The 13494-nt window shown below is 52.8% G+C and carries 8 protein-coding genes; all 8 read left to right on the forward strand.

The genetic code is table 11. From position 1 onward, the window contains the following. Positions 1–56 precede the first annotated feature (56 nt). The 8 genes from NXT00_RS00445 to NXT00_RS00480 all read left to right on the forward strand — a co-directional run bounded on the left by NXT00_RS00445 (position 57) and on the right by NXT00_RS00480 (position 13491). Complete coding sequence (locus NXT00_RS00445) at positions 57–767, forward strand: DivIVA domain-containing protein (protein ID WP_259076238.1); 711 nt, start codon at positions 57–59, stop codon at positions 765–767. A gap of 100 nt (positions 768–867) precedes the next feature. Then, on the forward strand, positions 868–1401 hold the full coding sequence (locus NXT00_RS00450; protein ID WP_259076240.1) for a DUF177 domain-containing protein: 534 nt from the start codon (positions 868–870) through the stop codon (positions 1399–1401). Then, positions 1398–2177, forward strand: coding sequence for a ribonuclease III (rnc, locus tag NXT00_RS00455; RefSeq protein ID WP_259076243.1), 780 nt, complete (start codon positions 1398–1400; stop codon positions 2175–2177). Before NXT00_RS00450 ends, rnc begins: the two co-directional genes overlap by 4 nt. Continuing rightward, positions 2156–3028 carry a bifunctional DNA-formamidopyrimidine glycosylase/DNA-(apurinic or apyrimidinic site) lyase gene (gene mutM / locus NXT00_RS00460; RefSeq protein ID WP_259157648.1) on the forward strand — a complete coding sequence of 291 codons (873 nt, stop codon included), beginning with the start codon at positions 2156–2158 and terminating at the stop codon, positions 3026–3028. The genes rnc and mutM overlap by 22 nt, the downstream gene beginning before the upstream one ends. A 240-nt stretch (positions 3029–3268) precedes the next feature. Then, the gene (locus NXT00_RS00465; RefSeq protein WP_259076248.1) at positions 3269–3580 is read left to right on the forward strand and encodes a hypothetical protein; all 312 of its coding nucleotides are present in this window, start codon (positions 3269–3271) and stop codon (positions 3578–3580) included. Between the two features lie 265 nt (positions 3581–3845). Further along, positions 3846–5306 (forward strand): sodium:alanine symporter family protein, encoded by a 1461-nt coding sequence (locus tag NXT00_RS00470; RefSeq protein WP_259076251.1) that lies wholly within the window; start codon positions 3846–3848, stop codon positions 5304–5306. A gap of 1179 nt (positions 5307–6485) precedes the next feature. Beyond that, complete coding sequence (gene smc, locus NXT00_RS00475) at positions 6486–10001, forward strand: chromosome segregation protein SMC (protein WP_259157649.1); 3516 nt, start codon at positions 6486–6488, stop codon at positions 9999–10001. A 67-nt stretch (positions 10002–10068) separates the two neighbouring features. After that, positions 10069–13491, forward strand: a complete 3423-nt coding sequence (locus NXT00_RS00480) for a hypothetical protein (RefSeq protein WP_259076264.1) — start codon at positions 10069–10071, stop codon at positions 13489–13491. The last annotated feature ends 3 nt before the right edge of the window (positions 13492–13494 follow it).

Raw genomic sequence — 13494 nt, forward strand, 5'->3', positions numbered from 1 at the left:
CGGGATGCGTTGTTGCAGACAGCGCATCTCGCTTTTGTGCAGGTATGCTTGGAACTATGTACCGCGTCTTCCAATCCCTTGATGAACTAGTCCGTAACGTTGAACAAGCTTACGGGGTGCCCATGACCGCCAACTGCATGGTGCCTCGCAACGAGATGCTTGCGCTTCTCGATGATTTACGCAATGCGCTACCGATAGAAATAGACGATGCCCAAGACGTCATCGACCAAAAAGATGAGATCATTGGACAGGCTCAGATTGAGGCTCAGAATTTAGTAGACGATGCCCGTGAAGAAGCTCATTCGATGATGAGTCATGCTCAAAGCGACTCTGAAGCTATGCTGGCCGATGCGGAAAACAGGGCTCATGCCACTGTGGCGCGCGCCCAGGATGAAGCTGACGCGCTTTTAGAATCGAGCCGTCGAGAAGCTGAGAGCACCGTTGAGCGCGCGGGGATTGAAGCCAAGCGCCTCATTGACTCCGGTAACGACCAATACCAGCGCAGCATCGACGAGGGGCTTGCTGAGCAGCAGCGGCTTGTCAGCGAATCCGAAGTGGTACGCCGTGCTAATGAAGAAGCCCACCGCATCGTCGACGCCGCACACGCTGATTCGAACCGCCTGCGAACTGAATGTGATCAGTTCGTGGATTCAAAATTAGCTGAATTCGAAGAGGCTCTCTCCGCTACGCTGCGGGTTGTTTCCAAAGATCGCAGCGCACTGCGTAGCGGTGCCGGAGCTTCGGGTGGCGCCCGTTATAGCAAGTAGTTACTGAAACCCTAGGCCCCGAGTAAGCACTCGGGGCTTTTACTTCTGTTGGAAGCCTTAGGCTGCTAGAAGAATAAAAAGGGAGTAGAGTTTCAAAGCGATGAATACCGTAAAGAATAGCGCGCAATCGCCATTTATTTTCAACCTGTCGGAAGTGCTTCGCACCGGCGAAACCACCTTTACCACCCAAACCGGGCCAAGTCCCGAGCGTATTGGCCCGGCCATGATCGCCATCGATAAAGGCACTGAGGTCACCGTCGAAGCCACCATCAGTTCACTCGGCGAGGGCATCATGGTTGACGCGACAGTAAACGCCACCCTTAATGGTCAATGCGTACGCTGCTTAAGCTCCCTGAATCCCGACGCACGAATCCGCATCACGCAAGTCTATGCACTCAGCGATGATTTTATCGGGGGAGAAGACGCTGATGGAGACGATGATGACATTGAAGTTCTCACCGATGATTATGTCGATATCCTGCAAGCCGTCATCGACGAAGCAGGCATCACCCTTCCCTTTAACCCGCAGTGCGCCGATGAGTGTGATACTGAAAACGTACCGGAGCCAGACGGTCTGGCCGATGGCCCCATCAAGGCCGATCCGCGCTGGGCAGGCTTGGAGAAATTCCTGTGAGTAGGAAATCAACCCGATTGAGCGGGGACCTTGCCCTCGACGCAGCGTTTAATGCTCTCGATCTGGAGCCCCTGACCTCGGCGCTTGGCGTCGACATTCCCGAGGAGCTCTTTAAACTAGCGCTCTCGCATCGCTCATTCGCCAACGAAAACGGCCATCTCGCCAATAATGAGCGCCTAGAATATCTGGGCGACGCAGTGCTGAGCCTGTCAGTTGCTGAGAAGCTATACGATATGTATTCTTCTCGTCCCGAAAGTGACTTATCCAAAATGCGAGCCAGCATCGTTTCTCGCTATGGCCTCGCCGATATTGCTCGCGACATTAATCTTGGCGCCTATGTCCTCCTTGGAAAGGGTGAACTGCATACGGATGGGCGTAATAAAGACTCCATTTTGGCCGATACTATGGAGGCTTTACTAGGAGCTATCTACCTCGCGCATGATTTTTATACCGCGCGCGGGGTGGTATGGCGGCTCTTCGCTGAGAAGATCGCGCGTGCAACTGCGGTCGGACTCCACCAAGATTGGAAAACTACATTGCAGGAGCGGCTTGCCGAATATAAACTGCCGATGGCTGATTACCAGTCCACCAGCGAAGGCCCTGAGCACGACCAACTTTTTACTGTTGTTGTTAAGGTTTTCGGGCGGATTATCGGAACGGGCCAAGGGCGCAATAAAAAGCAGGCTGAACAGCAGGCTGCTCATAACGCTTTGGATATTCTCAACGATACCGCAGCGCGAAACGAGCTTCTTTTATGCCGGAACTCCCAGAAGTAGAAGTTGTACGTCAGGGGCTCAACGAGCATATAACGGGCAAAAATATTCTCGAACTTAAGGCCTACCACTCGCGGGCTATCCGACATATAGCCGGTGGGGAAGCGCAGCTGCAGGCAGCCCTTATTGGTCGCCGCATCTCCGCGGTAAACCGACGCGGAAAATTCCTCTGGCTCAGCCTTGAGAATGCAAACCAACCGCTTAAGACCACTGTCATAGTGCACTTGGGTATGAGCGGACAAATGCTCGTCAAGAACAACGAACCTCAAGGTGTGCCCACGCACACGCATCTACGTATCCGCGTTCTCTTCAGCGATAACTCCGAACTCTGGTTTGTCGATCAGCGCACATTTGGATATTGGGATATTAGCACTCTTGAGATGGTGCACGGCCGTGAGGTCCCAGCCCGAATTCGCCATATTGCCCCTGACCTTATGGAAAAGTGCGTCGACCTCGACACGATAGCCGCCCGAATCAAGCACAAAGATATTGAGATTAAGCGTATCTTGCTCAACCAAGAAATTGTCTCCGGTATCGGCAATATATATGCCGACGAGATGCTGTGGCGGGCCCGCGTACACCCGCAGCAGCGCGCATCCAGACTGTCTATCAAACGCATTATCGAGCTTCTTCAAGCAGGGCGCGACGTAATGACGAGTGCGCTTCGAGAGGGCGGGACCAGTTTCGATTCCCAGTATGTGAATGTGAACGGTCAATCAGGGTATTTTTCGCGATCTCTCCACGCCTACGGTCAAACCGGCCTGCCTTGCCAGCGCTGTGGTCAGGTTCTTATCCGACTACACGTAGCAGGGAGATCCAGCCACCTGTGTCCCAACTGCCAGCGCCGGCACTAAAAACGAAGCTGTTCGGTACGCCGATCTGGGATGAGGTGCACATACCTTGAGAGCTAGGGCGGAGCCTTCTCAACTAGGCGTGCCGTTGGCCAGGTCCGTTTCTTGTGCGGGGATCCCTAATATCTTGTATAGTGATCATCTTCGTGGATATTTTCAAGGGTTTCTCGGTGCGCAACCTTCTCGTTTTGTTTGCTTTAAATATTCAAAGTAACGTGAATATAAAAGATCGGAGTTAGTATCATGAGCACAGTTAGCAAACGCATCCTCGCAATAGCTTTGAGTGCGTGCATGTTCAGCACCGCTCATGTGAACGCAACCGAGATGGGCACTTCAGATACCATCGATCAGCCGGGAGCTTCAGCAAGCAGTCTTAGTCAGCCAAGCGATTCCAGAAGGGTCGGTACTCTTGTTTTAGGAACTGGGGCTATTCTCATTGCGATTTCCGCGTTTATTGCAGCAGCATCTCATCTTTGGTCCTCGGTGACAGCCCACCCTTCCCCCGAGTATCCTCAGGTGCAGGGGCCAAAAGGAAAGGCTATCGCTAAATCTTAAGCACCGGAATGCCCAAAAACAAGCGATCTACTCTCATATCTACAGCCCTTTACCTGTTATTTAGTAGGTTCAGATCGTTGGTAGAGGGGCTAATAGCGGGGGGTATCCATGCCGCTATCTGTCATTCATCAATGCCAGCAAGAATTAAAATTTTCGCAGTTTATGTGGCTTTTTTCTCGGATAATAGGGCCTAAAGTCACTCAAATTTTCTCAGTTTTTAGTTGTGATGCGGACGTAGTTCTCTTGCGGCTGTAAGGTAACTCGCATGGGAACCTTCGAATCATTCGTAACCGAATCGGTCAACAATAATATCTGGAAAGTTATTCCTTACCTCCTGATCGCCGCTGGGCTTTATTTTGCAATAGCAACCATCGTGGTGCAGCTTCGGATGCTGCCGGAGATGTTCCGAGCGGTCGTCGACAAAGGAGGCGAAACCCGAGCCGACGCTGAAGGCATTTCCTCGTTTAAGGCCTTCACGATCTCGGCTGCTTCCCGGGTGGGTACCGGCAACGTCGCTGGTGTTGCCGTCGCTATCACCCTCGGCGGTCCGGGTGCAGTCTTCTGGATGTGGATTATCGCATTACTAGGCGGCGCTACCGCCTTTGTAGAAGCAACTCTCGCACAGCTTTGGAAAGAGCGAGAAGGCGATGGCACCTACCGCGGTGGCCCAGCCTACTACCTCACTCGAGGTCTCAATATGCGGTGGTTGGCTATGATCTTCGCAGTGGCCATCACCTTCACCTTTGGTTTTGTCTACAATGCCATTCAGTCCAATTCCATTGCCGAAGCTCTCTCTACTTCCTTTGAAACAGACTCGACCATCTTCAAAGGTGGTATTGGTTTGGTCCTGGCTATACTTACAGGTCTCATCATCTTTGGCGGAGTCAAGCGCATCGCCAACTTTACCCAGGTGGTTGTGCCATTTATGGCGCTGTTGTACTTGACGGTAGGCATAGTGGTTGTGCTCATCAATATCTCCGAAGTTCCCGCAATGGTTGAGAATATCGTCCTGCATGCCCTGGGCTTCCGCGAGATTGCCGGTGCGACTGTGGGTGCAGCCTTCATGAATGGTATGCGTCGCGGTCTTTTCTCCAATGAGGCGGGACAAGGTTCCGCTCCAAACGCCGCGGCCACCGCCACTGTTTCCCACCCAGTCAAGCAGGGTCTCGTTCAAACGCTCGGCGTCTACTTCGATACCCTCTTGGTGTGTTCGATTACCGCCTTCATCATTTTGCTTGGTAACCCCACGATTAGCGGGGAAGTTGAAGGCGCAGCACTGACCCAAGCCTCCTTGGCTAATGAGATTGGTAGCATTGGCATTCACTTTGTCACCTTGATCCTCTTCTTCCTCGCCTTCTCTTCGGTCATTGGAAACTACTATCTGGCCCAAGCCAATTTGGAATACTTCACTCAGTCGAAGCCGGCACTCAATATTTTCCGGGTGGCGGTTATGTGCTTCGTCTTCTTCGGCTCAATCGGATCTGTTCCACTGGTGTGGGCACTCGGCGATACTTTCGCCGCGTTGATGGTGCTTATTAACCTAGTAGCTATTGTCCCACTGGGTGGAGTAGCTGTGAAGTTGTTGAAGAACTACACCCAACAAAAGGCCAAAGGCCTCGATCCAATTTTCCACCGCGATATGCTGCCCGAGCTTAGAAATATCGAAGCGTGGGATGGCTCTGACGCCTGCACGCGACGGGCTGGCAAAGTAGTCACCAGCTTCTAGTCATGACTTACCGCACCGGCCACGCGCTGGTGCGGTTTCTTCGATGGTCAGTCAAACCCGACCAGAATTATCAACGTCTGATATCGGTTTCATATCCCCTGTATGAACGACATAAATAACAAATCTCATTAGTCGACGGATCCTCTGGACTGCCAAGGGAGTGGTTGTAAGATCCGATGGATGCGACCGTGAGCTACTGCAGGCATAGGTCCAAGTGAATACGTTCGCGTCGACCGAGCAAATTGTGCTACCGACAATACAGCCCCGGGTTGCCAGTAGGCACTGAGGCGATTCCTCATCGCGTATAGCTAGCTGCACGCGTTCTCGACGTTCACTAGAAAACTGCTCAGAATATAGCGACCTTAGACCATTAAGGCGGCGCTAAATCCCTACTAGTAGTTCTACCCGCCTCGACAGAGATAGGGCGGGCTGGGTTTCTGTCTCGACCCGGATTGCGACGAAGAACTACTCACACCCGAGCTGATTCACACTAATCCTTATGTGTGCCCATGAGCACCGTACAGAAGCGGACGCTCAATAGTTCTATGGTGACAGCTCAACCCAAATTCTTACCTATCGCATAAGTGAACCCACAACAGTTACAGCACCGCTAATATTGCTGAGCGCCTGCAGAGTCGATGAGGTTGCTGTGGAATAGATGGGTAGCCTGGGTACAAAACGGTGAGTCTTAAAAAATCGAGCGACAGTTCATTGATGGTATCAACTTAGCCTCCAGCCCGATCTCCGGCCGGAAGAACCAAGGTCTTGTACGAGATGATTTCTTCTTCATAGTCTGTCCTTCTGTTGGCATCTCATAGTTGATCGCTCATCGTTTTTACTGTTTGGGCTAACGTTTTATCGTATGCCAAGGGAAGTAGTATCCAAGGGTCCGATGAAATGGGAGGTCGGTAAATGAGAATCGCGCACAAGCATTCACCATGATTTTAGCTCCTAGTTAGGATATTGCGGTCGCGTAAACAGCCCATATCTCCGTGGCACGACTAGGAGTCTAGATTTATACTCAGAAAGCTCCCTGCCACCACGCTGCAGATATACTACCCACTTACCTAGGGTAAGAAAATGCTTGGCACTTTTTTGTCCCCTTCAGATTCAATGGTTTGAATGAGGAGCTAATACAATCAAGGTGCTAGATGCGTCTGATACTAAGGAATGGCTACCGTGCATTTAAAGTCACTGACTCTTAAGGGGTTTAAGTCCTTCGCGTCTGCAACAACTCTGAAATTCGAACCCGGTATATGTGCAGTAGTTGGCCCTAATGGCTCCGGAAAATCCAATGTCGTCGATGCCCTTGTCTGGGTGATGGGTGAGCAGGGTGCGAAGACTCTGCGTGGGGCGAAGATGGACGATGTCATCTTTGCCGGAGCAGGTGATCGTAAACCCTTAGGTCGAGCTGAAGTGACGCTGAGCATTGACAACTCTGACGGCGCACTGGATATAGCCTACTCCGAGGTATCTATCACCCGCCGAATGTTTAGAGACGGAGCTAGTGAGTACGAGATCAATGGTTCAAAGGCCCGTCTCATGGATATTCAGGAACTTCTCAGCGATTCCGGTATCGGGCGAGAAATGCATGTGGTGGTGGGCCAAGGAAGGCTAGCTCAAATTCTGGATTCCAAACCAGAAGATCGTCGCTCCTATATTGAGGAAGCTGCAGGCGTGCTGAAATACCGACGACGCAAAGAAAAAGCAGAGCGAAAAATAGTCCATATGCAGGCAAACCTGGACCGCCTCCAGGACCTCACAGACGAGTTGAAAAAGCAGCTCAAACCTCTAGCCCGTCAGGCCGCGACTGCGCAACGCGCCCGGACTGTCCAGGCAGAGGTCCGGCAGACTCGCCTTGATCTCGGCGTGTACCACATCCGCAGCCGAAGGCGCGCACTGGAAACGAGTGCGCATGCCCATCAGATAGCGGCTGCAGAAGTAGCCGCTATTAGCAACACGCTTGGCGAGGAACGCCAGCGCTTGACAATTATCGAAGAGGAAAATGCACAAGCAGAAGAAGCCGCCCGCCGCGCCCAAGAGATGTGGTTTCAATTCACCAGGTTAAAAGAGCAAGCTACAGCCACTGCGCGCATTGCCAATGATCGGCAACATTCTTTTCAACCCGCCCCTTATTCGGGACGGGACCCAGAGGAATTGAGTAGACGGGCGAATGAGATGGCAATCGAATGCGAGATTGCTGAAGAGAAGATCACCATCGCTACCGACACTCTCGAATCCATTCGCGAGGAAGTAGTCGATAAAGAAGACCAAGCCCGCGAGGCCGAGCACGAATACTACCGCCATGTGCAGGCGCAGGCGGATCGTCGCGAGGGGATTGTCAGACTTCAAGCCCAAGAGCAATCGCAGCGTACCGCTCTAGAAGCAGCTCGTGCTGAGCATGCTCGTATCGTGGAACTAAACACTGATTATGCAGCGCAACTGGATGAGGTTGTCAGCGCTCTCAAGGAAATATCTGACCAGTTACTCGTGGCGCGAGACGAATGCGAACTGCGAGAAGAAGCTCACCGCCAGGCCGAACAGGAACTAGTTGATGCAGAGCAGAGGCTCGATGACTTGCGTCTTAAACAACGCTTTGTAGAGAAGAAGATTGCAGCTTTGGACTCTCGCGTGGGCACGTTACGAGATACCCTGCCCACAGCGCCCGTAGAAGCCCTTTCGGTTATAGCACCTGATCGTGAGGGACTACAGACCTTGGCAGAATTCATTCAGGTGAAACCCGGCAAGGAAAAAGCTCTCGGGGTAGCCCTCGGCTTGTACCAAGAAAGTCTCGCCGGTGGTTTACCATCAGCTCCCGATATCATCGCAGCACTTGAAGGATCACATAACGAGGCTATCGAGCGCACCACAATAATGCTCGAACAACCTCAGCAACTATCCTGGCACCTTGATATATCCCTGTCCGGCGGGGCCTCGTGGTTGCTAGACGATATCACCGTCGCAGAGGAATTCCGAGCTAGTGTAAGCAGACTTCTGGCCGATGTCGTGTGTGTCAATGACCTGAAACAGGCGCACAAGCTAGTCGCCCAGGAACCTCGCCTCAGAGCGGTGACCGTAGATGGCGAAATGGTAGGGGAGGGGTGGATAATCTTCGGTCATCGGAGCGCCCCGAAAGCCATAGAAGTCCATAGCGCCATTGAGCAAGCCTTGGCCGAAAGAGATACCTATCAGGCTGAGCTCAACGAACTAGTGGGCACTCTTGAAGGCGCGCGCTTAAGTGCCGATGGGCGACGCGTCGAGCATGCTCGTCTTATTGCCCACTTTCGCGATAGTCTCGCTCACGTTCGAGAAATGGAGCAAAGCGCAGATAATTACAAGGCCAAAAAAGAGAAAATCCTGCTAGCGATGGAAACACACGGGCAACAGCGGAAAAAGGCCGAGCTCAGCCTCGCTGATTGTGAAGAGGCTATCACCGTCACTCGAGACCGTCTCGCACTGGTCGGGGAGATTGATCAAACACCTGATCTCAGCCCCATGCTCGAGCGCCGCGATCAAAGCCAATCTGCGCTCGCCCAGGTCAAGGCGATGGAGGTTGAAGCCCTCCTCCAGCTTCGCTCCCTGCAAGATGCCTTTCAGAGTAAAAGAGAGCGAGTGGAATCGCTTGAGCGTCAAGCCCGCAACGAGCGCGAACACAAGATACGCCATGAACGCACTCAAGCCCACCGCAAGGCCAAAGCAGACCTAGCGAGCACGGTGTCCTTCTTAGCTTCCACTATTAATCAGCGCCTCGATGCAGCCTTAGAAAAAGCCGCTGATGAGCGAGCACACTGCCAAGCAGATCTAGCAAGGAAGAAACTTATACGTGATCAGCTCAAGAAAGCAGTAAATAACTTAGACCGTGAACTTAAGGATAAAAGTGCTCGGGCCCATAGCGCTGAACTCGCCTACAGCGAGGAAGCAGTGCGCCTGAAGGAGACTGAGCGCCAAGTAGCCGAACAAATGGGTATGGCGATCGACGATTTGCTTACCACCCACCATATTCCTGAAGATTTCGATGCTCAGTCGGCCACTGCCAAGCTCGCCCAGGCCCAGCAGGATCTGAGTGCTCTGGGCAAGGTCAACCCCTTGGCCCTAGAAGAATATAAAGCTTTAGAAGAGCGCTATAATTTTTTGTCCTCTCAGCTTAACGACGTGGAGAAAGCTCGAAAAGACTTAGAGACTGTGATTAAAGATGTCAATCACAAGATCCTGCAACTGCTGACCGATGCCTGGCATGATGTCGAGCGAGAATTCCCCCGAGTGTTTGCTACTCTCTTCCCCGGAGGTGAGGGGAGGCTTTTTCTCACCGACCCCGAACATATTCTGACAACCGGCATAGAGGTTGAAGCGCGACCACCAGGAAAGAGAGTCAAACGACTCTCCCTATTATCTGGCGGGGAGAAATCTCTCACAGCTTTGGCAATACTGGTCGCTATTTTTAAAGCGCGACCCTCCCCGTTTTATGTAATGGATGAGGTGGAGGCCGCGCTCGATGATGTCAACCTGCGTCGCCTGATAGCGCTCTTTGAACAACTTAGAGAAGACTCACAGCTGATCGTCATTACTCACCAAAAACCTACTATGGATATAGCTAATGTGCTCTATGGTGTGACCATGCGCGGAGATGGTGTAACCAAGGTCATTTCGCAGCGAATGAACCCAGTGAGAACACATAAAAACCCCAGCTCCTTATGAGCGCTTAGGTTTCATTTAGAACATGGTAAACTCTGCTTTTTTAAAAAGAGAAAGGACGCAACTCTCTATGCCCGCTGAGGTTCAACCTATTGCCGATCCCACTGACTCCCTCCTCGGATGGGCATCGCAACACGACGTCGAGCTCACCGCCGACCTCGATGCGGCAACCTTGGTTGCTGATCTCGATCTCGCAACTGACGAACTGGAAAAGGTCAAAAAATTATACGGAATCTTCCTCAGTCGTCAGATCACAGCAGGCTCAACGCTCAAGGCGCTGCTAGAGATCAGTGAATCCACAGCGCTGATTACCTTGGTGCAACGTGCCCAGAAACTCGTTGATGCAGATAATTTTATCCACGAATACCTCAACGGTGTGGGCCTTGATATCACCCAGCAGACAGTTTCTGAGCTAGAGAAATTCCTCGAGGATGATCTAGAAGCCGCGTTGAAGCGTAGAGGTCTAGCAACATTTGATACCGATCCCATCTCTACCCTCTGCTTTCATGCTGGACTGATCAACACGGAAGTTCCTCTCTTGCTGGAAGCCCTCGATAGCAATCCAGACAAGCTACCTCCATATTTTTCTCGTTTTTCTGCCCATGCCCCCGAGCTTGCCCAGCGAATCCTTGACGGAGTTCTTACGGTGCGCGAATTCGCCCTCGCGCACCCACACTCGTGGGTGGATCGGGAAGATGAGGGCGTGAGAACATCTTTGGTGACTTCGATCAGGGAAGCGGTTATAGCAGAACTCCGAGAGCGTCCAGTGGGCACCGTAGACAGATTGGCTGCCGTAGGGGTGGCTAATCGCGAGATGCGACCACGCCTTATTCTTGATGCTAGGCGCAAAAAGGTGCTGCTGCGGCTGCCAGAACAAAAAGTGCCAGATTCGGGCGAGATCACTTGGCGAGTGAGTATCGATGGTTCCACCACGGTTTATCGCACAGGCCGTTCGTGGGGAGATGTCACAGGGTATTCCGATCCACTCGATATCAGCTTGCCCAAACCCGTTCGTGAAGTAACCGTCGAAGATTTAGCTAACTCAATCACGTGGAATGTGCCGGTGGTTGATGCTGCTGACCCCATACTCCTTTTTAATAAACGCGGCGGCACAGTAACCGATAAACGATCCTTGCACCATATGAAACTGCGAGCTCTGGTGCCAGAGGATTATAAGCTTATCGATCCTGTCACCGGCGCGCACAATGTTATTTCTGCGTCCTTTGCTATCGAAGGCTGGAGTGGGTGGACCTGCCATAACGTGGACCTTGCCGAGTCCCAAGCGATCGACGCGGTGGCGCCTGGTACCCACGCCGATTTAAAACGCGCTCGTTCCATTGACCCCCGGCAGCGTGTGAGCTTTTCGACACCCGATGACGCCTTGCCCGATATTTTTACGATGACTGGTCTGCGCGTCCATTCCACCAGTCTGCTAGCAGAATTTCCACCCACTAGCTCCGGTGTCAGCGAGATGTGGTACCTCTCTATTGCCTCGTTTTCCGGCGCGGGAACTCAAGGTGAGGAAGTCACCCAACCGGAGCCTTTGGAAGTTCCCGCTGAAGGAGGCGTTTTTGAGGTCTTTGATCCAGAATTGTACGACGCACCCTGGGTCGGTGAATATCTGGTGCGACTTCGAGGACCACGTAATGAATCCTTTCGCCATGAATTCGCCATAGTGGAGGGAGCCTTAGCTCGCAGCACTTTCCAAGGAGGCTGCGGCTCCTTCAGGATACCGTCCCAAGGAGGTCTCTCAGAAGCAACTCTCATCATTAAGCCTGGTGACAAATCCTTCGAGGTGCAGCCGGCTCATCCTGCCGTGGGGCCGCTTGACCCAGGATCAGACTTCGTCATAAGTACCGACGAGGGCGACGCTCTCCCGCTGAGATTTTCGCCTCCGCGGCTCATCTTTGAACTCCCCACCATTAACGAACCCGCGATGTGGCGAGCGTCACGGATGTCCGTGCACCCGCACCATATCGATCTCGCGGGAGAGATTCGAGTGCGCGGTACGCGCTCTATGAACGATCCCAAGATCTCCGTAATCAACCGTCACGGACAGCCGGTTAAAACCACGACTATGGCCACCACCGACGGTGGTTATACCTATACAGCGCATATGTCGAAGATTGTCGGGGCCACCCACATGCTTCCTACGGGTCGAGTCAATCTAGAATGGACTGATCCCGCAACCGACCGTCGTATCTCGGTGGTATTAGCTGATAGCGAAATCGCAGACCTACCTCATATAAAACTGGACGGCTCCACGATCACCTCCGATGCATTGGGCCCCTACTGGGGGGTGTGGGTCTGGCCAGAAACTGCGCCGTGGGAGCCAGCCGAGCGTCTGGAATTCAGTGAGGGTAGAGCTGAATTACCGGTGCGCTATATCGGATCTGGCAACCTTATCGTGCAAGTTAATCGCCGCGATCCTTTTACAGCCCTCCGCACCCCGGTGGCACCAGGGCCGCAAGCTCAAACCCTTGAGCAACAGGGTTTCTATGGGGAATTAGACGGCGGACTGGGGACTCTGAGTGCTTTCCTCTCGGGGGAAACCGATCAGGTTCCCACCCAAGCAGCAGTGATGCCAGTACTGTGGGATATATTGGCAACTGGGGGGCGTCGGGAGGAACTCCGCAAGGCGGTGCGCACTGTGTTTAGTGCGCAACCGAATGCCGCTATCCGTGGTTTGGCACACTCACTCGTTACCTCTGAACAGCAACCAGGGCGCTTTATCGAAACCGGCCTTGTGCGAAGCATCTTCGATAAAAGCGCCGGATCCGATGAATCCCATCATCGCGCTGCTTGGATCGGGGCGCTCGAGCTGATGGGTACTCTCTCGAACCTTTATGGAACCGAGGGGATTACAGCCGAGCAGCGGAGCGCCGCTCGGCAGCTCTACCGCGAATTACAAGCAGTGGCGGGCGAGAATGTCGTGGAAATTCTAAAGACCGGGCGTGATCAGACTCTTGACTCTGCCTGCATTGATCGCTCTACAGTGATGATTGCGGGTCTTGACCCAGCGCAACAGCGGGCAATTTTGCAGCAACTTTTCGACGACGCTCATATTGTCCCGGGCGCAGTCTTAGACGACGGCTCACGGTTACTGGCAGTGTTCGAAACCTTTAATAAGCGCACAGAGCTGAACCAACTGCTCGCTGGTGAAAAGCTTATCGCCGCCGCCGTGACCATTTTGCGAACACTACGCAGCACCAACAAGACTGTTTACGCCCTTGCTCGGATCCGCTTCGATAAGCTCGATGGAGTAGATACCAATAATCAAGAACATTTATGGGCGCTGAGCCCAGTGGTTTCTTTCGTATTAGCTTTGGCATCAAGGTTATCGGCACACGGACTCATTACGTCAAATAAAACTCTTGATGCGGCCACCGATGGGTGGGCGCGCATGGCCGATATAGTCCCCGATCTAGTGACCAGCGATCTGGTCTCAGCAGAGGCGATAGTTTTAGCTCTATCGAAACCCGGAATTGCCTAATAA

Origin of the sequence: Corynebacterium sp. ES2715-CONJ3 (assembly GCF_024814365.1) — a bacterium.
Classification (GTDB): domain Bacteria; phylum Actinomycetota; class Actinomycetes; order Mycobacteriales; family Mycobacteriaceae; genus Corynebacterium.